26 protein-coding genes are annotated in these 25,404 nt (G+C 71.2%); 7 read left to right on the forward strand and 19 right to left on the reverse strand.

The genetic code is table 11. The features are described from left to right. Positions 1-29: 29 nt before the first annotated feature. Positions 30-2,243, reverse strand: a complete 2,214-nt coding sequence (locus tag AMK29_RS07265; RefSeq protein ID WP_073809232.1) for a transglycosylase domain-containing protein — start codon at positions 2,241-2,243, stop codon at positions 30-32. Positions 2,244-2,502: 259 nt separating this feature from the next. Between AMK29_RS07265 and AMK29_RS07270 the strand changes: the two genes are divergently transcribed. Genes AMK29_RS07270 through AMK29_RS07280 form a run of 3 tightly spaced genes read left to right on the forward strand, consistent with a single transcriptional unit; the run spans position 2,503 to position 6,076 of the window. Next, positions 2,503-3,027 carry a PadR family transcriptional regulator gene (locus AMK29_RS07270; protein ID WP_073809235.1) on the forward strand — a complete coding sequence of 175 codons (525 nt, stop codon included), beginning with the start codon at positions 2,503-2,505 and terminating at the stop codon, positions 3,025-3,027. Beyond that, positions 3,024-3,707 carry an ABC transporter ATP-binding protein gene (locus tag AMK29_RS07275; RefSeq protein ID WP_073809237.1) on the forward strand — a complete coding sequence of 228 codons (684 nt, stop codon included), beginning with the start codon at positions 3,024-3,026 and terminating at the stop codon, positions 3,705-3,707. Before AMK29_RS07270 ends, AMK29_RS07275 begins: the two co-directional genes overlap by 4 nt. Continuing rightward, a complete protein-coding gene (locus AMK29_RS07280; RefSeq protein ID WP_073810673.1) occupies positions 3,704-6,076 on the forward strand; it encodes an FtsX-like permease family protein in 2,373 nt (790 codons plus the stop codon). Before AMK29_RS07275 ends, AMK29_RS07280 begins: the two co-directional genes overlap by 4 nt. 89 nt (positions 6,077-6,165) lie before the next feature. On the opposite strand, the gene AMK29_RS07285 is transcribed toward AMK29_RS07280, so the two are convergent. Further along, positions 6,166-7,140 (reverse strand): hydrogen peroxide-inducible genes activator, encoded by a 975-nt coding sequence (locus AMK29_RS07285; protein ID WP_073809240.1) that lies wholly within the window; start codon positions 7,138-7,140, stop codon positions 6,166-6,168. Between the two features lie 133 nt (positions 7,141-7,273). On the opposite strand from AMK29_RS07285, the gene AMK29_RS07290 reads away from it, so the two are divergent. Next, positions 7,274-7,828 (forward strand): peroxiredoxin, encoded by a 555-nt coding sequence (locus tag AMK29_RS07290; RefSeq protein ID WP_073809243.1) that lies wholly within the window; start codon positions 7,274-7,276, stop codon positions 7,826-7,828. A 6-nt stretch (positions 7,829-7,834) separates the two neighbouring features. Further along, complete coding sequence (locus AMK29_RS07295) at positions 7,835-8,368, forward strand: alkyl hydroperoxide reductase (RefSeq protein WP_073809246.1); 534 nt, start codon at positions 7,835-7,837, stop codon at positions 8,366-8,368. Positions 8,369-8,437: 69 nt separating this feature from the next. On the opposite strand, the gene AMK29_RS07300 is transcribed toward AMK29_RS07295, so the two are convergent. The 5 genes from AMK29_RS07300 to AMK29_RS07320 all read right to left on the reverse strand — a co-directional run bounded on the left by AMK29_RS07300 (position 8,438) and on the right by AMK29_RS07320 (position 14,141). Next, positions 8,438-9,109, reverse strand: coding sequence for a hypothetical protein (locus tag AMK29_RS07300; protein ID WP_073809249.1), 672 nt, complete (start codon positions 9,107-9,109; stop codon positions 8,438-8,440). Then, the gene (locus AMK29_RS07305) at positions 9,106-10,539 is read right to left on the reverse strand and encodes an AI-2E family transporter (protein ID WP_073809251.1); all 1,434 of its coding nucleotides are present in this window, start codon (positions 10,537-10,539) and stop codon (positions 9,106-9,108) included. The genes AMK29_RS07300 and AMK29_RS07305 overlap by 4 nt, the downstream gene beginning before the upstream one ends. 127 nt (positions 10,540-10,666) lie before the next feature. Next, positions 10,667-11,380, reverse strand: coding sequence for a transglycosylase SLT domain-containing protein (locus AMK29_RS07310; protein ID WP_073809253.1), 714 nt, complete (start codon positions 11,378-11,380; stop codon positions 10,667-10,669). 378 nt (positions 11,381-11,758) lie between these two features. After that, positions 11,759-13,084 carry a PhoH family protein gene (locus tag AMK29_RS07315; RefSeq protein ID WP_073809256.1) on the reverse strand — a complete coding sequence of 442 codons (1,326 nt, stop codon included), beginning with the start codon at positions 13,082-13,084 and terminating at the stop codon, positions 11,759-11,761. Positions 13,085-13,379: 295 nt separating this feature from the next. After that, positions 13,380-14,141, reverse strand: coding sequence for an isoprenyl transferase (locus AMK29_RS07320; protein WP_073809259.1), 762 nt, complete (start codon positions 14,139-14,141; stop codon positions 13,380-13,382). A 127-nt stretch (positions 14,142-14,268) separates the two neighbouring features. On the opposite strand from AMK29_RS07320, the gene mgrA reads away from it, so the two are divergent. After that, on the forward strand, positions 14,269-15,306 hold the full coding sequence (mgrA, locus tag AMK29_RS07325; RefSeq protein ID WP_073809262.1) for an L-glyceraldehyde 3-phosphate reductase: 1,038 nt from the start codon (positions 14,269-14,271) through the stop codon (positions 15,304-15,306). A gap of 286 nt (positions 15,307-15,592) precedes the next feature. Here the strand turns inward: mgrA and AMK29_RS07330 are convergent, their stop codons facing one another. Then, positions 15,593-16,330 (reverse strand): prepilin peptidase, encoded by a 738-nt coding sequence (locus tag AMK29_RS07330; RefSeq protein ID WP_073809266.1) that lies wholly within the window; start codon positions 16,328-16,330, stop codon positions 15,593-15,595. Positions 16,331-16,371: 41 nt separating this feature from the next. On the opposite strand from AMK29_RS07330, the gene AMK29_RS07335 reads away from it, so the two are divergent. Further along, positions 16,372-16,734 carry a DUF192 domain-containing protein gene (locus tag AMK29_RS07335; protein ID WP_073809270.1) on the forward strand — a complete coding sequence of 121 codons (363 nt, stop codon included), beginning with the start codon at positions 16,372-16,374 and terminating at the stop codon, positions 16,732-16,734. A 25-nt stretch (positions 16,735-16,759) separates the two neighbouring features. Here AMK29_RS07335 and AMK29_RS07340 read toward each other — a convergent pair whose 3' ends face one another. From AMK29_RS07340 to AMK29_RS07395, 11 genes are all read right to left on the reverse strand, one after another. Continuing rightward, positions 16,760-17,914 (reverse strand): mannosyltransferase family protein, encoded by a 1,155-nt coding sequence (locus AMK29_RS07340; RefSeq protein ID WP_073809273.1) that lies wholly within the window; start codon positions 17,912-17,914, stop codon positions 16,760-16,762. Between the two features lie 31 nt (positions 17,915-17,945). After that, the gene (locus AMK29_RS07345) at positions 17,946-18,416 is read right to left on the reverse strand and encodes a hypothetical protein (protein ID WP_073809276.1); all 471 of its coding nucleotides are present in this window, start codon (positions 18,414-18,416) and stop codon (positions 17,946-17,948) included. A gap of 769 nt (positions 18,417-19,185) precedes the next feature. After that, complete coding sequence (locus tag AMK29_RS07355; RefSeq protein ID WP_073809280.1) at positions 19,186-19,803, reverse strand: OmpA family protein; 618 nt, start codon at positions 19,801-19,803, stop codon at positions 19,186-19,188. Positions 19,804-19,812: 9 nt separating this feature from the next. Next, positions 19,813-20,397, reverse strand: coding sequence for a hypothetical protein (locus AMK29_RS07360; RefSeq protein ID WP_073809284.1), 585 nt, complete (start codon positions 20,395-20,397; stop codon positions 19,813-19,815). Positions 20,398-20,425: 28 nt separating this feature from the next. After that, positions 20,426-20,998, reverse strand: a complete 573-nt coding sequence (locus AMK29_RS07365) for a pilus assembly protein TadG-related protein (RefSeq protein ID WP_073809288.1) — start codon at positions 20,996-20,998, stop codon at positions 20,426-20,428. Positions 20,999-21,054: 56 nt separating this feature from the next. Continuing rightward, the gene (locus AMK29_RS07370; RefSeq protein ID WP_073809292.1) at positions 21,055-21,261 is read right to left on the reverse strand and encodes a hypothetical protein; all 207 of its coding nucleotides are present in this window, start codon (positions 21,259-21,261) and stop codon (positions 21,055-21,057) included. A 214-nt stretch (positions 21,262-21,475) separates the two neighbouring features. After that, complete coding sequence (locus tag AMK29_RS07375; RefSeq protein WP_073809295.1) at positions 21,476-22,363, reverse strand: DUF5936 domain-containing protein; 888 nt, start codon at positions 22,361-22,363, stop codon at positions 21,476-21,478. 11 nt (positions 22,364-22,374) lie between these two features. Continuing rightward, positions 22,375-23,319, reverse strand: coding sequence for a type II secretion system F family protein (locus AMK29_RS07380; protein WP_073809299.1), 945 nt, complete (start codon positions 23,317-23,319; stop codon positions 22,375-22,377). After that, the gene (locus tag AMK29_RS07385; RefSeq protein WP_073809303.1) at positions 23,316-24,662 is read right to left on the reverse strand and encodes a CpaF family protein; all 1,347 of its coding nucleotides are present in this window, start codon (positions 24,660-24,662) and stop codon (positions 23,316-23,318) included. Before AMK29_RS07385 ends, AMK29_RS07380 begins: the two co-directional genes overlap by 4 nt. Next, positions 24,659-25,042, reverse strand: coding sequence for a TadE/TadG family type IV pilus assembly protein (locus AMK29_RS07390; protein ID WP_073809308.1), 384 nt, complete (start codon positions 25,040-25,042; stop codon positions 24,659-24,661). The genes AMK29_RS07385 and AMK29_RS07390 overlap by 4 nt, the downstream gene beginning before the upstream one ends. Beyond that, positions 25,039-25,404 carry a TadE/TadG family type IV pilus assembly protein gene (locus AMK29_RS07395; RefSeq protein ID WP_073809312.1) on the reverse strand — a complete coding sequence of 122 codons (366 nt, stop codon included), beginning with the start codon at positions 25,402-25,404 and terminating at the stop codon, positions 25,039-25,041. The genes AMK29_RS07390 and AMK29_RS07395 overlap by 4 nt, the downstream gene beginning before the upstream one ends.

A 25,404-nucleotide genomic window follows, 5' to 3' on the forward strand; every position in this document is an offset into this window, starting at 1 on the left:
CCGGCCTTCGCCGTGTCGCTGCCGCGGTCCTACCGCGCCGGGCGGGTGGTGGGCCCGTCGTCGGGCTCGGTGCCGCCGGGGTCCGGCGGCTCGATCGACGTCGGCGGGGAGGGCTCCTCGGTCTCGGTCGGCTCCCGGGTGGGCTCGGGCGGCGTGGTGACCGGGTCCCGTGTCGGCTCCGGCGGGGTGGTGGCCGACGAGGTCGGCGGCTGCGTCGGGTCCGGGGACGCGGTGGTCGGCTCCTCGGTGGGCTCCTCGGGCGCCTCGGTCGTCCGGGTGGGATCCGGGTCCGGCTCGGTGGGGGCCCAGCTGTCCGTCTCCAGGTCGAAGGAGGCGTCGGAGCCGCCGCCGAGGGCGCCGGTCGTGTAGTCGCCCCAGATCTGGGCGGGCGTACGGCCACCGTTGGCGCGGCCCGGGTTGATGGTGTCGGTGAGGGTGACCTGGTTGCCCTTGGTGTCCTCGCCGAAGAGTCCGACGGCGGTGACGAGTTCGGGGGTGTAGCCCACGAACCAGGCGGAACGGTTGTTCTCCGAGGTGCCGGTCTTGCCGGCGGCCTCGTAGTCGCCGGCGGCACGGAAGCCGGAGCCGTTCTGCACGACGCCCTGCATGGCCTTGGTGACGGTGTCGGCGGCCTCGCGGCTGATGACCTGCTCGCCGATCGACTTCACGGGGTCGACCGTGCGGTCCTTGTGCGCGGCGGCCTTCACGAGGGTCGGGGTGACCTTCCTGCCGTGGTTGTCGAGCGTGGCGTACACGCCGGCCATGTCGAGGGTCGAGGCGCCCATGGTGCCGAGGGACATGGCGGGGGTCTCGCCGAAGTCCGCGCCGTCCTTCATGCCGAGGGCGAGGGCGGTCTTCTTGGTGGTGCCCGGGCCGACGTCGACGATCATCTGGGCGTAGACGGAGTTGATGGACTTGTCGGTGGCCTTCTGGACGGTGACGGGGCCGTGGTCGCGGTCGTCCTCGTTCTCCGGCGCGAAGGGGATGTCGCTGCCGACGACCTTGCGCTTGCTGGTGCCGTCGTAGACCGTGCCGAGGCCTATCTCGCGCCCGTCCTGGGTCTCCGCGCCGCTGTCGAGGGCGGCGGCGAGGACGATCGGCTTGAAGGTGGAGGCGGGCTGGTAGTCGCGGCGGGTCGCGTTGGACATCCAGTGCTCGGTGGCGCCGACGCCGCCGTACATCGCGACGACCGCGCCCGTCTTCGGGTCGACGGAGGTGGCGCCGGCCTGGACGGTGGCGTCCTTCGCGTCGCCCTTGCGGTCGAGCTTGGCCTCCAGCTGCCGGTCGACGGCCTTGACGAGGGCCTTCTGGCGCTTCTCGTCGATGTTGAGGGTGATCGTCCAGCCGCCGGCCTTGATGTCCTCCTCGCTGATGCCCTGGCGCATCAGCTCCTGGTTGGCGGCCTCGATGATGTAGCCGGTCTGGCCCTCCATGCCGGGGGCGGGCTTCGGCTTCTGCGGGACGGGGAACTTCATCGCGGCGCGCTCGTCCGCGGCGAGCCAGCCCTCGCCGACCATGTTGTCGAGGACGTAGTTCCAGCGCTCCTCGACGAGCTTGCGGCCGGTGGTGCTCGCGGAGGTCCAGTCGTACTGGTTGGGCGCCTGGAGCAGCGAGGCGAGGTAGGCGCCCTGGGCGGTGGTGAGCCGGGTGGCGTCGACGCCGTAGTACGAGCGGGCGGCGGCCTGGATGCCGTAGGCGCTGCGGCCGTAGTAGCTGGTGTTCATGTACCCGGCGAGGATGTCGCTCTTCTCGGTCTGCTGGTCGACCTTGATGGCGATGACCATTTCCTTGAGCTTGCGCGTCGCGGTCTGGTCCTGGCTCAGGTAGAAGTTCTTGACGTACTGCTGGGTGATGGTCGAGCCACCCTGCTTGCCCTTGCCGGTGATGGTGGACCAGGCGGCGCGGGTGGTGCCCTTGATGTCGACGCCGTTGTCCTCGTAGAAGGTCTTGTTCTCCGCGGCGACGAACGCCTTCTGGACCTGCTGCGGGATCTTCTCCAGGCCGACGATCTCACGGTTGATCTTGCCGGTTCGGCCGAGGATCTTGCCGTTGGCGTACTTGTAGATGTTGCTCTGCATCGTCGCCTCGGCGTTGGCGCTCGGCACCGGGACCATCAGGTAGACGACGTACAGGGCGCCCATGGCGAGCAGGCAGAACACGAAGAAGGTGCCCAGGAGCTTCTTCCAGGAGAAGAAGCGGCGCAGACCGCGTTTCCTCGCCTTGCTCTTGTCCGGTCGGCCCATGTGTCGTGTCGCTCCGCTCGTCGTGTGGTCCGGCGCGCCCGGTCCGTGTCGCGCCCGCGCCAGGTCGGCTCAGCTAGCCAGCTAACACCGACGATGCGGACATAGGAGAACCGATCACGCCTTTTACGGACGTGAGAATCAGCACCCATGCCCAGAGGAACCGACGCTCCGGCGGGCCGGATGGTTGCGTGAAGGGGATCTTCCACTTGTCGGGCGCCGCTATACACCATGCGTATACACACGGTGTACAGTGACGCGCATGTCCATCGGTCACACCCTTCTGGGACTCCTGGAGTCCGGCCCGCGCCACGGCTACGACCTCAAGCGCGCCTTCGACGAGAAGTTCGGCCACGACCGGCCGCTGCACTACGGCCAGGTCTACTCGACCATGTCCAGGCTCCTGAAGAACGGCCTCGTCGTCGTCGACGGCATCGAGGCGGGCGGCGGCCCGGAGCGGAAGCGGTACGCCATCACCGAGGCCGGCGTCACCGATGTCGCCCAGTGGCTCACCACGCCCGAGAAACCTGAGCCGTACCTCCAGTCCACCCTCTACACCAAGGTCGTCCTGGCCCTGCTCACCGGCCGCGGCGCCGCCGAGCTCCTGGACAGCCAGCGCGCCGAGCACCTGCGCCTCATGCGCGAGCTCACCCGGCGCAAGAAGGACGGCGACCTCGCCGACCAGCTCATCTGCGACCACGCCCTCTTCCACCTGGAGGCCGACCTCCGCTGGCTGGAACTGACCGCGGCCCGGCTCGACCGGCTCGCCGAGGAGATCCGCCGATGACCTCCGTACCGCTCCTCCGGGCCACCGGTCTCGACAAGACGTACGGCCCGACCCCGGCCCTCGCGGGCGCCTCCTTCTCGCTCCGGGCCGGCGAGGTCGTCGCCGTCATGGGCCCCTCCGGCTCCGGCAAGTCGACCCTGCTGCACTGCCTGGCCGGAATCGTGCGCCCCGACGCCGGCACCATCACCTACGACGGACGCGAACTCACCGCGCTCTCCGACTCCGCCCGCAGCTCCCTGCGCCGCACCGACTTCGGCTTCGTCTTCCAGTTCGGCCAGCTCGTCCCGGAGCTGACCTGCGTCGAGAACGTGGCCCTCCCGCTGCGCCTCAACGGCGAGAGGCGGAGGACGGCCGAGGCCAGGGCCGCCGACTGGCTTGCCCGCCTGGAGGTCGACGACACGGCGGGCAAGCGCCCCGGCGAGATATCCGGCGGCCAGGGCCAGCGCGTCGCCGTCGCCCGCGCCCTCGTCACCGCCCCGCGTGTGATCTTCGCCGACGAGCCGACCGGCGCCCTCGACTCCCTCAACGGCGAGCGGGTCATGCGCCTGCTCACCGACGCCTCACGGGACACCGGCGCCGCCGTCGTCCTCGTCACCCACGAGGCCCGCGTCGCCGCCTACTCCGACCGCGAGATCGTCGTACGCGACGGGGCCGTGCGGGACGCGGAGTGGGCGGCATGATCCTCCGCACCTGGGCCCGCGACCTGGCGCTCGGCGCCCGGTTCGCCGTCACCGGCGGCCGCTCCGGCCTCCTGCGCACCCTGCTCACCGCGGCCGGCGTCGGCTCCGGCGTGGCCCTGCTGCTCCTCGCCGCCGCCCTGCCGAACATGCTCTTCCAGCGGGAGGTACGGGAATCCGTCCGCGCCGTCGACGGCAGCGAGCAGGTCACCTCGCCCCGGCCGGACAGCTTTCTCCACCTCGGGCAGACCACCGTCTACCGGGACGACGTCGTCAGCGGACTGCTGCTGCGCCCCGAGGGCGACGCGCCCCCGCTCCCGCCGGGCGCCACGGCGTTCCCCCGGGCCGGCCAGATGCTGGTCTCCCCCGCGCTCCGCGAGCTGCTCGACTCCCCCGAGGGCGCGCTGCTCAAGAAGCGCATCCCCTACGAGACCGTCGGCACGATCGGCGAGGCCGGACTGATCGGACCGGCCGAACTGCGGTACGTCGCCCACGTCGACTTCCTCGACACCGAGAACTTCGACGGGCGCGGCACCCGTTACGGCTGGTCCGTGCCCGAGGAACCCCTGAACGCGTTCCTCATCCTCCTCGTCGTCGTCGCCAGCGTCGTCCTGCTTCTGCCGGTGCTCGTCTTCATCGCGACCGCCGTCCGCTTCGGCGGCGAGCAGCGCGACCGGCGGCTCGCGGCGCTGCGGCTCGTCGGCGCGGACACCGCCACGACCCGGCGGATCGCGGCCGGGGAGTCCCTCGCGGGCGCGCTGTTCGGCCTCGTCATGGGCATCGGACTCTTCGCGGTGGCCCGGCAGTTCGCGGGCGCCTTCACCATCTGGGACGTCAACGCCTTCCCGTCCGACGTCGTGCCGATGCCCACGCTCGCCGTGCTCGTCCTCGTCACCGTCCCGGTCTCCGCCGTCGTGGTCACCCTCGTCGCGCTGCGCGGAGTGGCGATCGAACCGCTCGGCGTCGTCCGGACCTCCACCCCGCGCCGCCGCCGGCTGTGGTGGCGGCTGCTGCTCCTGGCGGCGGGCGCGGCCCTGCTCGTCCCCCTCGTGGGCGACGTCCAGGTGACCGGGACCAGCATCGACACCGTGGGCGTCGCGACCGGCACCACCCTCGCCCTGATCGGCCTCACCACGCTGTTGCCGTGGCTCGTCGAAGCCTGTGTGAAGCGGCTCCGCGGGGGCCCGGTGGCCTGGCAGCTCGCCGTCCGCAGGCTCCAGCTGAGCAGCGGCACGGCCGCCCGGGCCGTCAGCGGCATCGTCGTCGCCGCGACCGGGGCGATCGCCCTCCAGATGCTGTTCCAGGCGATGGAGCACGACTTCACGGGACCCACGGGCGAGGACTCCTCACGGGCGCAGCTGGCGATCGGCACCGACGCCAGGACCGCCGACGAGGCCCGCGGGGTGATCGCCCGGTTCCAGCGGACCGAGGGCGTGAGCGCCGTGATCGGCACCGTCGAGTCGCACGTGTGGCGGCCCGGCCCCCTCAAGGGGGGCGAGGAGTTCGCGCCCATGGCCTCGATCAGGGTGGGCGACTGCGCCTCCCTCCGGGAGTACGCGGCGCTGCCCTCGTGCGCGGACGGTGACGTCTTCGTCTTCCTCGCCCACGGCGCCCAGGGCAACCCGGACGACAGCTGGGTCACCAGGACCGCGCGCCCCGGCGTCACGGTCGTCCTCCGCGACCCGCATCCGCACCCGAGCGAGCCGAAGCGCCCCGCGGGGACGGTGCTGCCGCAGTGGCGCATCCCCGCCGACGCCAGGGTCGTGGACTCCCGCCCCGCCCCGACGGGCATGTACGAGTTCGGGGTCCTCGCCACCCCGTCCGCGATCGACGCGGCGCTGCTCCACGAGCCCGACGCGCAGGCCATGGTCCGGCTGGACCCGGCCGTGCCGGACGCCGCCGAGCACGTACGGAACACGGCGGCGGCCATCGATCCGACGTCCTGGGTCCGCACCCTGAAGGACACCCAGCGGGACGCGGCGTTCTCCAGCGTCCGCACCGGCATCCTGGTCGGCTCCACCCTGACGATGCTCCTGGTGGCGGCCTCGCTCCTGGTCGCGACCCTGGAACAGCTCAGGGACCGCAAGCGCCTGCTGTCCTCACTCGTCGCCTTCGGCACCCGGCGCTCCACCCTCAGCTGGTCGGTGCTGTGGCAGACGGCGGTGCCGATCGCCCTCGGGCTCGTCCTCGCCGTGGCGGGCGGGCTCGGCCTCGGGGTCGTCCTCCTGGCGCTGGGCGGGCAGCAGGTCCGGGACTGGTGGGTCTTCCTGCCGGTCACCGGGATCGGGCTGGCGCTGATCGCGACCGTGACGCTGCTGAGCCTGCCCGTCCTGTGGCGGCTGATGCGGGCGGACGGCCTGCGCACGGAGTGACCCTCCGGACGCAGGTACGAGAGCCGGGCGCCGGTTCCTGGGGCCGGGGGGCCTCAGGAACCGGCGCCGACGGCTCGTACCGGAAGGCCTCAGGAACCGGCGCCGAGGACCCGTACCGGAAGGCCGTTCATCGCGCCGCGCAGGGCCTCGGCCAGTTCCTCGAACTCGGCGTGCCGGGCCGCGCCCGTCCGCATCGCGAGGGCGATCCGCCGGGCGGGGGCCGGTTCGGCGAAGAGCCCGGTCCACAGGGCGTGGTTACGGGCGGTCTCGACCGTGACGGCGGTGCGGGGCAGCAGGGTCACCCCGAGGCCGCCGGCCACCAGCTGGACGAGCGTGGCGAGCCCCGCCGCCGTGGTGGTGACCTCGGCGCCCCCCGTGCGCCCGGCCTCCCGGCAGATGTCGAGGGCCTGGTCGCGCAGGCAGTGGCCCTCGTCGAGGAGCAGCAGCCGCAGCTCCTTGAGGGCCTCGCGCGGGATGTCGTCCCGTCCTGCCAGTGGATGCCCCTCCGGGGTGACCAGGACGAAGTCCTCGTCGAAGAGAGGGAGTTCGGTCACGCCGGGCACCCCGAGCGGCACGGCGAGCAGCAGCAGGTCGAGCCGGCCGGCGGCGAGCCCCTCCAGGAGCGAGGAGGTCTGCTCCTCGTGGACCTGGAGGTCGAGGTCCGGATAGCGCCGGTGGACCAGACGCAGGACCGTCGGCAGCAGGTAGGGGGCGACCGTGGGGATCACCCCGAGTCGCAGCACCCCGGTGAAGGGGGCCTGGGCCGCCTCCGCCTCCTCCATCAGCTCCGCGACCGCGTCGAGGACCGCTCGGGCGCGGGCCGCGAGCCGCTCCCCCGCGGGCGAGAGGAGCACCTTTCTCGTCGTACGCTCGAGGAGCTGGACACCGAGTGCCTCTTCGAGAGCCGAAACCGCGCCCGAGAGCGCGGGCTGGCTCATGCCGATGGCGGCCGCCGCATCGCGGAAGTGCAGATGCTCGGCGACCGCCGAGAAGGCCCTGAGCTGCGAGAGGCTCGGCTGTTTGCCTCGGGTCGGGCCGTGTGGGGGGCTGTACGGGGATGCCACTGATAACCACCTTCGATCAACACGACCCACTCTAGCTATTTCACTGATCAATGCACTCCGTGCCATGCTGTGATCTCGTCCAACCCCCACGGAAGACCTCAAAAGGGACCCTTCCTGTTCGCAAGGAGAGCGCGTGCTCACTGTCGGTGACAAGTTCCCCGCCTACGACCTGACCGCCTGCGTGTCGCTGGAGAGCGGCAAGGAGTTCGAGCAGATCGACCACAAGGCCTACGAGGGCAAGTGGCGTGTGGTGTTCTTCTGGCCGAAGGACTTCACCTTCGTCTGCCCCACCGAGATCGCCGCGTTCGGCAAGCTGAACGACGAGTTCGCGGACCGCGACGCCCAGATCCTCGGCGTCTCCGGCGACTCCGAGTTCGTGCACCACGCCTGGCGCAAGGACCACGCCGACCTGCGTGACCTGCCCTTCCCGATGCTGGCCGACTCGAAGCACGAGCTCATGAGCGACTGCGGCGTGCGCGGCGAGGACGGCTTCGCCCAGCGTGCCGTCTTCATCGTGGACCCGAACAACGAGATCCAGTTCACCATGGTGACCGCCGGCTCCGTCGGCCGTAACCCCAAGGAGGTCCTGCGGGTCCTCGACGCCCTGCAGACCGACGAGCTGTGCCCCTGCAACTGGAACAAGGGCGAGGGCACCCTCGACGCCGCCGCGCTCCTGTCGGGCGAGTGATCTGACATGGCTCTCGACGAACTGAAGTCCGCCATACCGGACTTCGCCAAGGACCTGAAGCTGAACCTCGGTTCGGTCATCGGCAACAGCGAGCTGCCGCAGCAGCAGCTCTGGGGCACCGTCCTCGCCTGCGCGATCGCCTCGCGCTCGCCGAAGGTCCTCAAGGAGCTGGAGCCCGAGGCCCAGGCCAACCTGAAGCCCGAGGCGTACCAGGCGGCCAAGTCCGCCGCCGCGATCATGGCGATGAACAACGTCTTCTACCGGACCCGGCACCTGCTGTCGGACCCCGAGTACGGGACGCTGCGCGCCGGTCTGCGGATGAACGTCATCGGCAACCCGGGCGTCGAGAAGGTCGACTTCGAGCTGTGGTCGCTGGCCGTCTCCGCGATCAACGGCTGCGGCCAGTGCCTGGACTCGCACGAGCAGGTCCTGCGCCAGGCCGGTGTCGACCGCGCCACGATCCAGGAGGCCGTCAAGATCGCCGCGGTGATCCAGGCGGTCGGCGTCACCCTCGACGCGGAAGCGGTCCTCGCCGAGTAGGGCGTTGCAGGAGAACGAGAAGGGCCCCGGGGCATCGCGCCCCGGGGCCCTTTCGTCATGCCGGTCCGGCTACTTCTTCAGCGCGGCCATGAGGGCGAGCATGTCCTGGGTCATCGGGACGTCGACCCCGGTGAGGTCGATCGGCGGGGCGGAGACCAGCTTCCCGTTCACCTCGAAGTCGCCCTGCCGGTAGAGCTCGATCTCGATCTCGGCCTGGCCGTCGAGGACCCGGAGGATCCCGCCGTGCTCGCCCTGGTCGTCGAAGTAGGCCTGCTCGCCCACTCCGTCGATCCGCTGGAGCTTGCCGTGCCGCTGGGCCATCGCCGCGAACTCAGGCTCGGGGTCGATCACCTTGTGCAGGGTGTACGTGATGCTCAGATCCTGCCCGATGTCCTCCGCGCCGAAGCTGGCCGAGCACATGGACTCACTGACCGCCGGTTCGTCCATGACAGGACCGACACCGTCCGTGCCCCGCTTGCCGAGGATCGCTTCCAGCGCCTTCAGCTCGGCCAGCTCGCACAGGTCCACCACCGGCTTGTACCCGCCGAGGTCCGGCCCCGGCTCCTTCTTCTGTCCGTACGCGTAGAGCCCCCCACCCCACACCGCCGAAGCCACCACCGCGCCGCCGAGCGCCCACAGCCACGGGCGGCGGGCCCGGGGCGGGCGGGGCGGCGGGGTCTCGGTGAGGACCTCGGGGCTCTCGAACGCGACCCCGCCGACCAGTTCCGGCTCCGATATCACGCGCTCTCCCCCTTGACCGCCACCGAGCCCGGTGCCGGGGTCGGGGCCACCTCGAACGCGGTCGCCCCGCGCGGCTCCGGGGCGCTGCGGAGCGCCTGTTCCGTGCTGTACGCGCGTAGGTAGCCGACCACGGTGTTGGAGACGGCGACCAGCGGGACCGCGACGACGGCGCCGCCGATGCCGGCGGTCAGGCCGCCGGCCGCGACCGCGAGGACGACGGCCAGCGGGTGGACCCGTACCGCGCGTCCGAGGATGAACGGCTGGAGCACATGGCCCTCGATCTGCTGCACGGCGAGGACGACGACGAGCACCATCAGGGAGGTGAAGAGACCGTTGGTGACGAGGGCGACGACGACCGCGAGCGCGCCGGAGATCACCGCGCCGACCAGCGGGATGAAGGCGAACAGGAAGATGAAGACGGCGAGCGGCACGGCCATCGGCACATCGAGGAAGTAGAGGCCGAGGCCGATGAAGACCGCGTCGATCAGGGCGACGATGACGGTGCCCCGCACATAGGCGGTGAGGGTGCGCCAGGCGCGCGGGCCGGCGCCGGCGACGCCCGGCCGGGCCTGGGCGGGGACGAGCTTCAGCGTCCACTCCCACACCTTCTTCCCGTCGTAGAGCAGGAAGAGGGTCGAGAACATCGCGAGCAGGATGCCGGTCATCGTCTCGACGACGACGGTGACGCCCTGGAGTCCGACCTGGGTGATCTGTTCGGCGTTGGTGCCGACGGAGTCGCTGAGATTCTTCGCGATGCCGTTGATCTGCTGCTCGGTCACGTGGAACGGGCTGTTGAGGAGCGCGAGCTTGAGCTCCTCGATGCCGTTCTTGACCTGGTCGGACAGGTTGTCGACGTTGTCCATGACCTGCCAGACCACGAACCAGCCGACCAGGCCCATCACGACGAAGCCGGAGACGGCGGTGACGGCGGTGGCGAGGCCGCGGGGCAGGCCCCTCCTGCGGAGCATGGCCACGGTGGGCTGGAGGAGCGCGGTGACGAGCAGGGCGGCGACGAAGGCGAGGACGACGAGCTGGACGGAGCTGATCACCTTCATCAGCACCCAGACCGTGCCGGCGAAGACGAGGAGGCGCCAACTCGCCTCCGCCGCGACGCGCATGCCCCAGGGGATCGCGGCGGCGGGGTCGGGCCGTGCCGCGACGGCCGGCGCGTACGAGGGCGGCGGGGGCACGGAGAGGTTCGCCTCGGCGGTCGTCTCCTGGCCGGGGGCCGCGGGGTCCGGGTCCCCCTCCGGGCGCGCGGGGGCGGTCGCGGTCCCGTGGACACGGTCGGCGGGACGCGGACGCGGGTCGTCGTACGACGGGTGGAGCTGGTCCTCCCGCTCGGCCTCGGCCCTGCGCTCGTCCAGGCGTTCTCCCATGCGGCTCAGGCTCTCGCCCAGCCTCCCCAGCCACGCTGGCACTCTCGGCATCTCTTCCCTCTTCCCCCCGCTGGTCTTCCCATGCGCTCCCCCGACGGCCCACGGGCCTTCGAACCTACACGCAAGGAGCCCCTCACCGTAGGACGGTGAGGGGCTCCCGAAGGTTGAGCACGCCGTACTAGTACCAGCGGTTGGCCTGCCAGAACGACCAGGCGCCGCAGGGGCTGCCGTATCGGCCGTCCATGTAGCTGAGGCCCCACTTGATCTGGGTGGCGGGGTTGCTCTGCCAGTCGGCGCCGGCCGACTGCATCTTGTAGCCGGGCAGGGCCTGCATGAGGCCGTAGGCGCCCGAAGACGGGTTGGTCGCCCGGTAGTTCCAGCCGGACTCGTGGTCCACGATGTTGCTGAAGCACTGGAACTGCGAGGCCGGAATCATCTGGCGGGCCATCGCCTTGACCTCGGAGATGGAGTACGAGCCCTGGGTGGAGAACGACGAGGCGTCGCGCACAGCGGAGCGGCTGGCGCGTTCGGCCTCCGCCTCCTTGCGCTCCTTCTCGGCCTTCTCCTCGGCCGCGGCCTTGTCGGCCGCCTCCTTCTTCGCCTCGGCGTCCTTGGCGGCGCGGAGACGAGCCGCTTCCTCCGCGGACTTCTTCGCGGCCGTGTCGGCAGCGGCGGCCTGGACGTCGGCCTGCTCCGAGAGGGACGAGACCTGTACCTGGGCCTGTTCGCCCACGGGGATGTCCGCGAGCAGCGTGGTGTCGGCCGCGGCGGCCTCGAAGTTGTCGTCCGAGGACTGAGCGGCGTTACCCGACGCAACGCCCATGACGGCGCCGACGGTGGTGACCGCAGTGGCCGAAGCCACCGCGAATCCCCGGACCGAGATCCGGCTCACACGGTTTCCTTCCAGCATCGCCCGCATCCGTGACCACACGGGCGAAATCGTGCCCCTGGCGCTGGTCTCCGACGTACGGGGTCACAGGAGACACGGGCCCGTGGTGCTGTGGGCGGCATACGGCGGACGACTGTGGAGTTGTGCGGGGGGTGTGCGCCCAGAGGGTGCACGGGTGCCGTATGCGGGGCCTGACGGAAGCAAGACTTTGCCGGACGGCGACACCGCAAGGCAATTCTGTGTTGCGTGTGAAAGCTCACACCCCTGCAGGGGCAGTTGTTTTGGGAGATACGGCGGACAGCACGGCGCCGCCCGGCTAAGCTCCTTCGCTCGGCCGGGCGGCGCCAACTTCCGTACGTGTACGGAAGGGTACGAATCGGATCAGATCTGAACGTCCTCCAGCATCTCCGTGACGAGCGCGGCGATCGGGGAGCGCTCCGAACGGGTGAGCGTGACGTGCGCGAAGAGCGGATGCCCCTTCAGTTTCTCGACCACGGCGACGACTCCGTCGTACCGGCCGACCCGCAGGTTGTCCCGCTGGGCGACGTCATGGGTCAGTACGACCCGCGAATTCGCCCCGATACGGGACAGAACGGTCAACAGGACGTTCCGCTCCAGGGACTGGGCCTCGTCCACGATGACGAACGCGTCGTGGAGCGAACGCCCCCGGATGTGGGTCAGCGGCAGGACCTCCAGCATCCCGCGGCCGAGCACCTCCTCGATCACCTCACGGCTCGCGACCGAGGACAGCGTGTCGAAGACCGCCTGGGCCCACGGGCTCATCTTCTCGGACTCGCTGCCCGGCAGGTACCCGAGCTCCTGGCCGCCGACCGCGTACAGCGGACGGAAGACCATCACCTTCTGGTGCTGACGGCGCTCCAGGACCGCCTCCAGGCCCGCGCAGAGCGCGAGCGCGGACTTTCCGGTGCCGGCCCGGCCGCCCATCGAGATGATGCCGACGTCCGGGTCGAGGAGCAGATCGAGCGCGATCCGCTGCTCGGCGCTGCGGCCGCGGAGCCCGAAGGCCTCCCGGTCGCCGCGGACGAGCCGTACGTTCCCCTCGGCGGTGATCCGGCCGAGCGCCTTGCCGCGCTCGGACTGGAGCACCAGGCCCGTGTGGACGGGAAGCTCGGCGGCCTCCGGCACGTACAGCGACTCCTGGTCGTAGAGCAGGTCCACCTGCTCCCCGGAGAGCGCGAGCTCGGACATCCCGGTCCAGCCGTTGGCGTCCGTGATGGCGAGCTCGGCGCGGTACTCCTCGGCGAGGAGCCCGACCGAGGAGGCCTTGATGCGCAGCGGCAGGTCCTTGGAGACGACCGTGACGTCGTACCCCTCCGCCTGGAGGTTCCGCGCGACCGCGAGGATCCGTGAGTCGTTGTCCCCCAACCTGTAGCCGGCGGGCAGGACGCCGGGGTCGGAATGGTTGAGTTCGACACGCAGGCTGCCGCCCAGGTCCCCGATGGGGAGCGGGGCGTCCAGACGCCCGTACCGGACCCGGAAGTCGTCCAGGAGGCGCAGGGCCTGCCGGGCGAAGTACCCGAGTTCGGGGTGGTGCCTCTTGGCCTCCAGCTCCGTCACCACGACGATCGGGAGCACCACCTCGTGCTCCTCGAAGCGGGACACGGCGTTGGGGTCGGCCAGCAGGACGCTGGTGTCGAGAACATAGGTGCGCCGGTCGGAAAGGCGGCGCTTCGTGCTGGTCACCACGGAAGGACAGACCCCCTCGGAAGACCCCTGTGAGGTCGGGGTGCGACGGAACCGGTGTCGCTGCGGAATGGGACCGGGCTCAGGCCGCCATGCGCGGGCCGAACCACGGCCCTCCGCTTCTCCCGTACGTGTCCCGCACGGTCGTCCTGGTGCAAGGGGCCTCCCGGGTGGCGGTCTCCGTGCCGCTCACTTCACCAGGGATATGCCCTCGATCAGGCCGCGCCATGCCACGGCATATGACGACGTGTTCATGAACACGAGGTGATCGGTTCCGACGGGGATCGGGCGGGCCGCCTCAGGTCCCGTAACGCCGGTGCCGGGCGGCGTAGTCACGCAGCGCCCGCAGGAAGTCGACCTTGCGGAAGGCCGGCCAGTGCACCTCGCAGAAGTAGTACTCCGAGTGGGCGCTCTGCCACAGCATGAATCCGGACAGACGCTGCTCACCGCTGGTGCGGATCACCAGGTCCGGGTCGGGCTGGCCGCGCGTGTACAGGTGCTCCGAGATGTGCTCGACGTCGACGATCTCGGCGAGCTCCTCGAAGCTCGTCCCCCGCTGCGCGTGCTCCAGGAGCAGCGAACGGACCGCGTCCGCGATCTCCTGCCGGCCGCCGTAGCCCACGGCCACGTTGACGAGTATCCCCGTGTTGCCCCGGGTGGCCTGCTCGGCCTCCTTCAGGACGGACTGCGTACGGGAGGGCAGCAGGTCCATCGTGCCGACGTGGTTGACCCGCCAGCGGCCGTCGGCGGCCAGCGCCCGCACGGCGTTCTCGATGATGCCGAGCAGCGGGACGAGCTGCTCCTCGGGCCGGTTCAGGTTGTCCGTGGAGAGCATCCAGAGCGTGACGACCTCGACGTCGGTCTCGGCGCACCAGCCGAGCAGCTCCTGGATCTTGTCCGCGCCGGCCTTGTGCCCCTGCTCGGGGGTCCCGCCGGACGCCTTGGCCCAGCGGCGGTTCCCGTCGAGGATGACCCCGATGTGCTTGGGCACCTGGTCATGGTCGAGGCGGCCTTCCACCCGGCGTGCGTAGAGCCCGTACACCAGGTCGCGCAGGTTCACCGTTCTTTACCCCTCCGTGCAGCGGCGGTCCGCCCTGCAACGGCGGTCCGCAAGCCGCCACACTACTGCGCACCGGCGACAGGCTCCCAGCCCGGGACTGTCACAAGTCCGTGATAAGCAGAGATACGTGACTGATTCCCCCCTGTACCGCGCCTCCGCCGACCGCTATGACGCCATGGAGTACCGCCGCTCGGGCCGCAGCGGCCTCAAGCTCCCCGCGATCTCCCTCGGCCTCTGGCACAACTTCGGCGACGACCGCGCGCTCGACACCCAGCGGGCGATCCTGCGCCGCGCCTTCGACCTCGGCGTGACCCACCTCGACCTGGCGAACAACTACGGACCGCCGCCCGGCTCCGCCGAGCTGAACTTCGGCAAGCTCTTCGCCCAGGACTTCGCCCCGTACCGGGACGAGCTGATCATCTCCACGAAGGCCGGCTACGAGATGCACCCCGGCCCGTACGGCGAGTGGGGCTCCCGCAAGTACCTGCTGTCCTCGCTCGACGCCTCCCTGAACCGGATGGGCCTCGACTACGTCGACATCTTCTACTCGCACCGCTTCGACCCGCACACCCCGCTGGAGGAGACGATGGGGGCCCTGGCCTCCGCCGTGCGGCAGGGCAAGGCGCTGTACGTCGGTGTCTCCTCGTACAACAGCGAGCAGACCGCCGAGGCCGCCCGGATCCTGCGCGAGATGGGCGTCCCCGCGCTCATCCACCAGCCCTCGTACTCGATGATCAACCGCTGGACCGAGGAGGACGGCCTCCTCGACACGCTCGAGGAAGCCGGCATGGGCTGCATCTCCTTCGTGCCGCTGGCGCAGGGGCTCCTCACCGGCAAGTACCTGAAGGGCATCCCGGAGGGCTCGCGGGCCACCCAGGGCAAGTCCCTCGACCCGAACCTGCTCTCCGACGAGGTGCTGCGACGCCTCCACGGCCTCGCGGACATCGCCGCGCGGCGCGGGCAGACCCTGGCGCAGCTCGCGCTGACGTGGGTCCTGCGGGACGAGCGGATGACCTCGGCGCTGATCGGCGCGTCCAGCGTCGCCCAGCTGGAGGAGAACGTGGCGGCTCTGGCGGGTGCGCCGCTGACCTCCGAGGAGCTCGTGGAGATCGACTCGTTCGCCGTGGACACCCGGGGCACGAACATCTGGGCCGGCCGGGGCTGACTCACCCGGCGGGGCGGTGAAGAAAAACGGGCCGGTCCGTGGGGGGGATACGGACCGGCCCGAGGGGGGGTTTCCACCATAACCCTTCGATAGTCGTGTTGCGCGCCACGTACGCCGTACGAACCACGCCGAATTCGCCGGATCCCAGTCGGCACAAGGGCTGCGGACCCCCGTGGCGGGTTTGCGCCCCGGCGTGGCGGCGTACTTCCGTCCCTCCCAAGGGGGACCGGGCGGGCCGGGCGCGACGTTGACGCGGGAGGCCCTGGGGAGACGCCCGAGACCCCCTCTAGGGGAGCGCGGTGAAGGCGCCGAGGAGCAGACCCAGGAGCCCGCCCGCGAGCATGAAGGGGCCGAAGGGGATCGCCGAGGAGCGGCCGGCCCGGCGCAGCAGGACGAGACCGAGGCCGTAGACCGCGCCGAGCAGGAAGCCCGCGAAGGCACCGGCGAAGAGGACGCCCCAGCCGTACCAGCCGAGGGCTGCGCCCAGCGGCAGCGCCAGCTTGACGTCACCGAAGCCGAGACCGCTCGGGTTGATGAGGAACAGCACCAGGTAGGCACCGCCGAGCGCGAGCGCCCCGAGCAGCGCGTGGAGCCAGGAACCGGCGTCGTACGGCAGGAGCTCGGCGGCACCGAGGAGGACCGGTACGGCGGCGGCGAGCGGCAGGGTCACCCCGTCCGGGAGCCTGTGCACGCGCGCGTCGACACTGGCGAGGAGCACGGCGAAGGGCGCGCCGAGCAGCCACACCACCAGCTCCGGCCGGGGCCCGCCGGTCGCCGCGGCGAGCGCGGCGCAGGCCAGGGCGGTGAGCAGCGGCGCGGTGAGCGGGGCGGCCGTCGTCGCGCAGTCCCGTCGGCCGGGCCCGCCGAGCCAGCCGCGGGCGGGCCCCACGAGGGCGTGCCCGGCGGGACAGCGGTCCCGCCACGGCTCCTCGGACGCCACGGCGAGCCGGTACGCGGCGCGCGGCACGAGCAGGCCGACGGCGGCGCCCCAGAGGGCGGCGAGGGCGATCAGCGTGACGTACACGGAGCAGACCTTAGGGTCGGGCGGCCGCTACGGTCTGGCGCATGGGGAAATGGAAGGACGGGACGGGGGCCCTGGCGGTGCCGGCCGCGTCCACTATGGTGCCGCTGGAGGTCGCGGCCTCGTATCGGGCGCGGCGACGGGGGCTGCTCGGGCGGGACGGGATCGCGGGGGCGCTGCTGATCGTCCGGACGAACAGCGTGCACACCTTCGGCATGCGGTTCGCGATCGACGTGGCCTACCTGGACCGCTCCCTCAGGGTTCTCTCCGTGGTCACGATGCGGCCGGGTCGCCTCGGCATGGTCCGCCCGCGCGGCCGGCACGTCCTGGAGGCGGAGGCGGGAGCGATGGCGGCGTGGGGGCTGCGCCGGGGGGTACGCGTGGGCGTGGATCTGGATCAGGCGTAGGCGGGGGTACGCGGGCGCGTGGACCTCAGGGCGGGCCCGGGCCGAGGAGGGTGAAGGCCCCGTAGGCGGCGGAGGCCAGCGCGAGTCCGGCGAGGACCGGCACGGCGGTACGCGTCCGTGCGCGGGCCAGGGCCACGGCGGGCGGGAGCAGCAGCCCGAACGCCGGCATCATCAGGCGCGGCCGGGAGCCGAAGTACGCGGCGCCGACGAGCGAGACGCCCACCACCCCGACCGTGTAGAGGAGCAGGGGCAGCGGCTGCCGCTGGCGTACGCACAGCGCGACGAGCCGGCCGAGCAGCGCGAGCGCCGCGCACAGACCGAGGGCGGCGGGCCACGGCAGTCCGACGATGAACCGGGCGAGGGCGACACCGCCGTCGATGGAGTTGCCCCAGGCGGCCTGGACGTCGAAGTAGGCGGTCGGGGCGCCCTCACGGACACCGACGTACACGATGTACCCGAGCCAGCCGAGCGGGGCGATCAGGACCCCGGTCACCGTGCGCGCGGGAAGCCGCCGGTCCCGGACGAGCGTGACGAGGGCGGTGACCCCGAGGGCGGCGATCAACGCGACGGCCGTCGGCCGGGTGAGCCCGGCGGCCGCGCACAGGACGCCGGCCAGGATCCAGCGCCCGCGCAGGACCGCGTACAGCGACCAGGCGGCGAGCGCGGTGAACAGGGTCTCCGTGTACGCCATCGACTGGACGAACGCGGTCGGGTACACGCCCCAGAGGACGGCGAGCACGACACCGGCGCGGGCCCCGAACGCGAGCGCGCCGCACCGGTGGATGCCCCAGGCGGCGGCGAGCCCGGCGGTCCAGGACACCAGCAGTCCGGCGGAGGCGGCGTCCAAGGGGAGGACGGCGGACAGGCCGCGCTCCAGGGCCGGGAGGAGCGGGAAGAAGGCCAGGTCCGAGTGGACGGCGCCGTTCGGCAGCGTGGTCTCGTACCCGTAGCCGTACTCGGCGATCCGTACGTACCAGACGGAGTCCCAGCGCCCCTTGAGCCGGTGCAGCCCGTCCTCGCCGGTCGCGGCGGCGGCGATCGCGAGGACGAGGAGGCCGGTCAGACGAGTGGCGGCGTACCCGCCGACGGCGAGGACGGTGGGGCGGCTGGGGCGTCTGAGTCGGCTGGAACGTCTGAGTCGGCCGGGACGTCTGAGTCGGCTGGGACGGGGGGCGGACATGCGTCCGATTATCCCGAGGGGGTGGCAGGGGTCAGCCGAGGGGCCTTATACGGACGAACTTCGCGGCCATGACGGGACCGAGCTGGTGGACGATGGCGTGGCCGGGTTCCTGCGGGGAGGGCAGGTCGCCGAGGAAGGACGTCACGATGACCTCGTCGATGCCGATGACGCCGCGACAGCTCTGCTCCTCCAGGAAGGCGAGGGTGCGACGCCAGTCGGCGGCGTCCGGGGCGTCGCCGAGGAAGGAACGGACGGTGTTCTGGACGACGTCCCAGAAGAACACGTGCGGCAGCACATCGCCCTGATGGAGGACGTGCCTCTCGTACACCTCCCGGAACTCGGGAATCCGGCTGACGAGGTCACTGACCAACTGCACCCCCGGCGCCGGGCCCGGAGGGGCGCCCGCGGGGGCCTGTCTCGGTGACCGGGTCGGCTGGCTCGCCGCGTGGCCCGGCGTCTGGCCCGGCATCTGGCTCGGCGCGTCGCTCGGAGTCGTCGTCATCTGTCCAGAATGCTCGCGCCCGCCGCACCTGTCCTCCCCCTTTGCGCATTCCTGGCGACGGCTTTCGGCAGGTTTTCCACAGGGGGTGCGAAGTGTCCCTCTTCCGTGGATCGTTGGGCGTATGTACGAGTTGGCGACCCTCGCCAGGGGCGGGGTCCTCCTGACGGTCTGGGCGGTCGCGGCGGGCTGGCCCCCGGGGCGGCTCGCCGGCCGGCTGCGCCGCGAGGGCTGGCATCGGATCTGCCGGGGCGCGTGGGCGGTGCCGGGGAAGGAGGTGGACTGGAGGGTGCGGGCGACGGCGCTCCAGCTGCTGCGCCCGGAGTTGGTGTGCAGCCATGGCACGGCGGCCGGACTGCACCGCATCGAACGGCTCGGCGCGGCGGAGTGGGTCGACCTGCTCGAGTTCACCGCGCTGCGGCCGACCCGCTCGACCCGCGGCGACCGGATACGGGTGCGCGCCACGGTCCATCTGACGGACCGTGACCGCACGACACGGCACGGCCTGCGGACGACGACCCCCGTGAGGACGGTCGGGGACCTCATACGGGGCTGCGCACGGCGGACGGGCGGCTGCTCCTCCGCCCCGACTTCCTCTTCCGGGCGCAGGGCCTGGCGGTCGAGGTCGAGGGCCACGGGACGTCGCCCGCTTCAACGCGCTGCAGTCCTGCCCGGAGGTGCGGCGGGTGCTGCGGTTCACGGCGGGGGAGGTCTTCCACCGCCCGGACCGCATGACGGCCACGGTCCGGACGACGCTGGCGGCGCTGTCGCTTTAAGGAGCGACGGAGGAAGTACGGGGGAAGGAGATCTCGACGCGCCGGTTCTTCTTCCGGCCCTCCTCGGTGCCGTTGTCGGCGATCGGGTAGTCCTCGCTGTACCCGCGGATGTCGAAGCTGGTCCCCGGTTCGAGGCTCCGCGCGAGGACCTGCTGCACGGCGACGGCCCGCTGCTTCGACAGCTTGAGCCCGTGCTCGTACGTCCCGAGGTTGTCGGTGAACCCGAAGACCCGGACGCGTCCGGACCCCAGCTTGTTGATCTCCGCGGCGATGGCGGCGAGCCGCGCGTGGGCGGCGGGGCCGAGCTTGGCGCTGTTCTTCGGGAAGAGCACCTCGGCCTGCAGCGCGAACGTCACGTCCACGTTGGTGTCCTGCCGCCGCTGCTGCCCGCCCTCCTCCTCGACGATCTGCTTGATGTCGAGCACCTTGGCGGGCGCGAGGGTGGCACCGTCGGGAAGCATGAGCCCCGGGGCGGTGGGGTCGATGACGGGCGGCGGCGAGGCGCTGGCGGCGGATCCGGGCGGATCGTCGGCGTGAGCGGTGGGCACGGCGAGGGGCCCCAGGGCGATGGACGCGATGGCGAGGGCTGCGAGGCGGCGGTATGTCGTCGTCATGGCGTCGCCTCAGGAGAGCTTGAGGGTGGCGGGTTCGAAGGTGGGGAGCTGGAAGGAGACCTCGGTGGTGGTGGCGGGGGGTGCGGGGAATTGCATGAAGACGGCGGCAGTCTCGCCTGCGGGGAGGATGTCGAGACCAGTGGTGGTCAGTGGGCGGCCGTCTGTGTCACGCAACACGTAGTAGCGCTTCTTCCCTACCGAGTCGATGAGGGTCGCTCCTCCCAGCGAGTTGCCGTGCTTCATGACCTCTGTCTCGTCACCACGGATCTGGCCGGGGAGTGCACGGGACCGCTCCGAGGTGTTCTTCAACGCCCCTTTGACGGTGAGAAAACCACCCGCATCCCGCTCGGCCGACGTGATGGTGAGATCGACCCCGTCCTTTCCCTTGAGGACGGCCAGGATCTCTGTGGGCTCAACAGCCGTCTGCGACCCCTGCGCGGTCGAACTGCTCTTCGGGGGAGCAGTCGTCGTCGCGGCCGGCTTGTTCGTAGAAGGCTTCTCGTCAGCACCGCAACCGGCGACGAAGAGTGCCACCGACGCGACCGCGACGACGGCCACCGCCCCCCGGCGATTCCATGCGTACCGCACGCTCATGTACCGCTCTTCCTTTGCTCGTCGCAGTTCATTCGGACAGCCGGACGGTGAACAGGTCGTCAATGTCGGGGAGCCTGGGATCCTCAGGGTCGATGTCCCAGGACCTACCGTCACAGGACAACCCACGGATGGGACCAGGTGGCTCTTCTTCGGGCTCGCCCGACGGTTGAGGAGACGAGGGAGCAGGTGGTGGCTCCGTGGTGGGTTCCTGCGCCATGAACCTGCAACGCGGTTCGATCACCGCCTCAGCGAACGCCCTAGCGGGATTCTCGCCGCCCGTCGTGAGCACAGCCACCCTGAAACCGCTGACCTCCGCGGTGAACGGCTCACACCCAGGATTCGTCAGCGTAGCCTCGTTGCGCGAAGCGAAGTCCGCCGCGCTCGCGCATGCAGAAATGGGGTCGTACGCCTCGCCCTCGATAAACTCGTCCCACTGGTCGGGTTCGAGGATCACCTCGAGCCAACCCTCCCGCAGCTGCTCTCTGGCGTCCTGGGCAGCCGCCAAAGCCGCCGCATCAGCGGCAGTCTGGGCGCTGTTCCGTGTAAAGGCGGCTTGTCCGACAGCGAAGTAGGCGAAGGCGAGAAACAACAACCCAGCCACAACGGCGACATAGACGGGAAAGGCCTGCCCCTCATCGCCTCGCCACGCGTATCGGACTACTTCGTCAAGTCGGCGATCTTCTGGGTGATGGCGTTCTTGATCGAGTTGCCGATGTCCGTGCCAGTGATCGCCACCACGATCGCCACCACCACCACAATGATCCCCAGATACTCCACCGCCGTCTGTCCACGGTCCCTCGACCGTGTCCACGTGGCCAGTTCGATCTTGGCCTTGGTCACGGCCTTCAGCATCGCGTCGTTCATCGTGGTCCCCTCCGCGTTCGGACGCCTGCGCCTGGGTCATCGGGTGGGCCTGGTGCCCTGCCAGGAGGCTATGGCCTCGGCGCGTGTGGGGGTGGCGGTTCGACGGTTGTCGCTCGCGGCCATCAGTCCACCTCCCTCACACTCAGTCCGCACTGTGGCACATCCTGTTGCGCGCGCGAAGGCCTTTCCCCCGAATATGTCACCGTCGCCCCGCTCACTCGCCCGTCACCGACCCGAAGTCCGTGCCCGTGCCCAGGAAGAGGCCCGCGCCGAGCAGGATCATCGTCGCCGGGACCATCAGCGTCGTGATCACCATCGTGGCCTTCGGGACGGCCTTCGCGGCCTTGCGGCGGGCGTTCTGGGCGTCGGTGCGCCGCATGTCGTTGGCGATCTGGATCAGCGTGTCGACGATCGGCGCCCCGAGCTCCTCGCCCTGCTGGAGGGCGGTGACGAACTGGGCGACCTGCTCGGAGTCGTTGCGGCGCCGCAGCTCGTCGAAGGCCTGGCGGCGGCTGACGCCCATGTCCATCTGGCGCAGGGTGATGCGGAGTTCGTCGGCCCAGGGGCCCTCGTACTTCTCTGCGACGCGTTCGAGGGCCTGGCGGAAGCCGAGGCCGGCCGAGACGACGACCGCGAGCACGTCCAGGAAGTCCGGCAGGGTGCGTTCGATCTGGTCCTTGCGGATGCGGACCGCCGACCAGATGCCGACCTCCGTCCAGAACGCGCCGAAGGCGAACAGCAGCAGCGCCACCAGGAACGACCCTCGCGACAGCATCAGGAGGCCGCCGAGGACGCCCAGGAAGCCGTAGACCGCGCGCCGCGCCCCGTACCGGTCGATGGTGAGGCCGCCGGGGTTTCCGGCGAGGTCGATACGGCGGCGGACGGTGTTGACCCGCTTGGGGCCCATCAGCCGGAGCACGGCGGGTGACCAGCGCATCCCGAGGCGGTCCACGGCGGAGTCGACCGCTCCGGTACGGGTCGCCCCGACCTCCAGGGCGAGTTTGAGGTCGTCGGGGAGCCGGGCGTCGGCGCGGTAGAGGCGCAGGCCGTAGCTGACACCGGCGACGGCGAGGCCGGCGAGGAGGGCGAGGAGGAGGTCCACGGCGGCGGTCCCTACACGTCGATCTTGGAGAAGCGGCGGATGGCGACGAAGCCGACCACGTACAGGGCGAAGGCGGCGACGACGGCGAACTGTCCGACGGCCGATGCCGTCATGCGGTCGAGGGCGCCGGGCTGCATGTTGTCGATGAGCAGCAGCGAGCCGACGCCGATGACGGGCACGGAGTACGCGGTCATGCTCACCTGGGAGAGCTGGGTGCGGACCTCGCGCCGGGTCTCCTTGCGCTCCTCCAGGGTCTCGGTGAGGTTCCGGAGGGAGGAGACGACGGTGCCGCCGGCCCGGTTGGCGAGGACGAGGGTGGTGACGAGGACGACGAGTTCGCGGGAGGGCAGGCGTTCGGCGAGTTCGCCGAGCGCGTCGTCGAGGGAGGTGCCGACGGCCAGCTGCTGGGCGACCTTCTCCAGCTCGACGCCCGCGGGGGCCTCCAGCTCGTCGGCGGCCAGGCTGAGGGCCATCCGGAGGGCGAGCCCGGCCTGCGTGGCGTTGGCCAGGATGCGGGAGAGCTCGGGGAGCTGGTTGATGAACTTCTCGATCCGCTTCTGGCGCTGCCAGCTCAGGAAGCCCATCGCGACCCACACCCCGAGGAGTCCGCAGATCGGGCCGAAGAACGGTGACAGGGCGGACTGTCCCACGACCCACAGGACGGCCACGGTCGCCGCGAGGCCGACGGTGAACTCGCCGGGGGTGACGTCGAGACCGGTGGCCGCGATCCGCAGTTCCAGTCTCCGGCCGAGCGCCGTCCGCCGGACCCGCCGGTCGATGCCCCGGAAGCGGCGCCTGCGGCGGCCCGCGGCCTCGGGCGCTCCGGACTCGTCGAGGCGGGCGACGAGGGCCGCGTGCCGGCGGGCACCGCTCGCGTACACCTGGACGCCGATGATGCCCAGGACGCAGGCGAGCAGCGTCACGCCCGTCGTCAGCCAGAAGGGGTCGGTCATCATTCCGCCTCTCGGGTGGCCAGGTGGGCGTCGGTCGCCGCCACGCCGAAGGCCTGCGGGATGGGCTGGCCGGCGAGGTAGAGGCGTTCGGCGACCCGTCGGGGCAGCGGGTGGTACGTGAACTGCCCGTACACCCTTCCGTCGGCGGCGAGCGGCTGGGCGTGGAAGCGGCAGACCGTGGCGAGCAGGAAGCGTTCGCGCCCGTGGGAGGCGAGGACGGAGATCTCGGTGATCCGGCGGGTTCCGTCGGGGTGCCGGGTGAGCTGGACGAGGACGTCGACGGCGCTGTTGATCTGGTCGCGCAGCGCCTCGAACGGCACCTTCACCTCGGACATCGAGGCGAGGGTCTGGAGGCGCATGAGGGCGTCCTCGGCGGAGTTGGCGTGGACGGTGGCGAGGGAGCCGTCGTGGCCGGTGGACATGGCCTGGAGCATGTCGAGGGTCTCGCCGCCGCGGACCTCTCCGACGATGATCCGGTCGGGGCGCATGCGCAGCGAGTTGCGGACGAGGTCGCGGATGGAGATGGCGCCCCGGCCCTCGATGTTCGGCGGGCGGGCCTCCAGGCGGATCACGTGGGACTGCTGGAGCTGGAGCTCCGCGGAGTCCTCGATGGTGATGATCCGCTCGCCTTCCGGGACGAGTCCGGAGAGGGCGTTGAGCAGGGTGGTCTTCCCGGTGCCGGTGGCGCCGGAGACGATCAGGTTGAACTTGGCCTGCACGAGCCCGGACAGCAGGAGCAGCATCTGCTCGTCGAGGGAGCCGAGGCCGATCATCTCGTGGAGCGTGTACGCGCGGGGGAAGCGGCGGATGGTGAGCGTCGCCCCGGTGAGGGACAGCGGCGGGATGATGACGTTGACGCGCTCGCCGGACGGGAGCCGGGCGTCGACCATCGGGTTCGACTCGTCGACGCGCCGGTTGACCGTGGAGACGATCCGCTCGATGGTCTGCATCAGCTGGTCGTGGGAGGCGAAGCGGAGCGGGAGCAGTTCGACGCGGCCGTTGCGCTCGATGAAGATCTGGTCGGGCCCGTTGACCATGATCTCGGTGATGGAGGCGTCTTCGAGGAGCGGTTCGAGTACGCCGAGGCCGAGGGCCTCGTCGACGACGCGGCGGATCAGCTGGGCGCGTTCGGCGGTGGAGAGGACGGGTCCTTCGCGGCTGATGATGTGCCCGAGGACGCGTTCGAGGCGGGCCCGGCGCTCGGCGGCGGCGAGCGCGGACATCTCGGTGAGGTCGATCTCCTCCAGGAGCTTGGCGCGGAAGGAGGCGACGAGGTGTCCGTCCTCGCGGGCGGCCGCGCCGCCGCCGTGCTCCTCGGGGGCGTTGATGCGGGAGCGCAGGCTCACGGCGAGGCCTCCTCGTCGGGCATCGGCATGGTGGCGGTCTTCGTGATGGAGCCGAAGCCGTCCCAGAAGGGGACGACGGAGGGAATCTCGACCGTGACGGTGGCGACGGCCGCGTCCCCGCCGCGAACGACGCTGACGCCGGTGGCCCAGTCGGCGGCCGCGCGGCCGGCCGCCTCGGCGTCGGGTGCGTCCTCCTCGTCGGCCATGCTGGCGGCCCTCGCCGCCGCGCGGGCCGCGGAGCCCGCCTGCTGGGCGGCGTACGCGGCGACGCCGAGCTGGAGGCCGGCGAGTCCCACGAGGAGCAGGATCGGGAGGAACCCGAGGTACTCGATGGCGGCCTGGCCCCGGTCCCGGGTCCTGGTGCGCGGTGGTCGGCTCATGGTGTGGGCTCCTCCGAGATCGCGGCCGCCCTGCCCTTGACGTCGAAGAGGCCGCCGACGCCCGGGACGAGGACGGGGACCCGGATCGTCACCACCGCGGTCACGACGCCGCCCCCTTCGGAGCATCGCGGGTCGGCGCCGCTCCTCCACGGGCCGTCCAGGTGCCGCAGGGCGGCCTCGCCGCAGTCGTCGCCGACGGCGTGGGCACGGGCCGCCTCGTCCGCCGCGTTGCCCGCCAGGGTGTACGTGTAGCCGACCAGGACGACCTGCCAGAGCAGGACGAGGGTGAGCAGGATGACCGGCACCATGCCGAGGAACTCGATGGCCACCTGTCCCCTGTCGTCGTCCCGGTGCGTCCGCAT

The sequence above is a fragment of the Streptomyces sp. CB02261 genome, assembly GCF_001905665.1.
In the GTDB taxonomy this organism is placed as follows: Bacteria; Actinomycetota; Actinomycetes; order Streptomycetales; family Streptomycetaceae; genus Streptomyces.

Coding starts and splice junctions, on each gene's coding strand:
- AMK29_RS07390 (WP_073809308.1), bottom strand. CDS start 25,042: ATGAGCCGACCACCGCGCACCAGGACCCGGGACCGGGGCCAGGCCGCC.
- AMK29_RS07265 (WP_073809232.1), bottom strand. CDS start 2,243: ATGGGCCGACCGGACAAGAGCAAGGCGAGGAAACGCGGTCTGCGCCGC.
- AMK29_RS07370 (WP_073809292.1), bottom strand. CDS start 21,261: ATGAACGACGCGATGCTGAAGGCCGTGACCAAGGCCAAGATCGAACTG.
- AMK29_RS07280 (WP_073810673.1), top strand. CDS start 3,704: ATGATCCTCCGCACCTGGGCCCGCGACCTGGCGCTCGGCGCCCGGTTC.
- AMK29_RS07270 (WP_073809235.1), top strand. CDS start 2,503: ATGTCCATCGGTCACACCCTTCTGGGACTCCTGGAGTCCGGCCCGCGC.
- AMK29_RS07295 (WP_073809246.1), top strand. CDS start 7,835: ATGGCTCTCGACGAACTGAAGTCCGCCATACCGGACTTCGCCAAGGAC.
- AMK29_RS07395 (WP_073809312.1), bottom strand. CDS start 25,404: ATGCGGACGCACCGGGACGACGACAGGGGACAGGTGGCCATCGAGTTC.
- AMK29_RS07340 (WP_073809273.1), bottom strand. CDS start 17,914: ATGTCCGCCCCCCGTCCCAGCCGACTCAGACGTCCCGGCCGACTCAGA.
- AMK29_RS07305 (WP_073809251.1), bottom strand. CDS start 10,539: ATGCCGAGAGTGCCAGCGTGGCTGGGGAGGCTGGGCGAGAGCCTGAGC.
- AMK29_RS07275 (WP_073809237.1), top strand. CDS start 3,024: ATGACCTCCGTACCGCTCCTCCGGGCCACCGGTCTCGACAAGACGTAC.
- AMK29_RS07345 (WP_073809276.1), bottom strand. CDS start 18,416: ATGACGACGACTCCGAGCGACGCGCCGAGCCAGATGCCGGGCCAGACG.
- AMK29_RS07335 (WP_073809270.1), top strand. CDS start 16,372: ATGGGGAAATGGAAGGACGGGACGGGGGCCCTGGCGGTGCCGGCCGCG.
- AMK29_RS07360 (WP_073809284.1), bottom strand. CDS start 20,397: ATGAGCGTGCGGTACGCATGGAATCGCCGGGGGGCGGTGGCCGTCGTC.
- AMK29_RS07355 (WP_073809280.1), bottom strand. CDS start 19,803: ATGACGACGACATACCGCCGCCTCGCAGCCCTCGCCATCGCGTCCATC.
- AMK29_RS07380 (WP_073809299.1), bottom strand. CDS start 23,319: ATGATGACCGACCCCTTCTGGCTGACGACGGGCGTGACGCTGCTCGCC.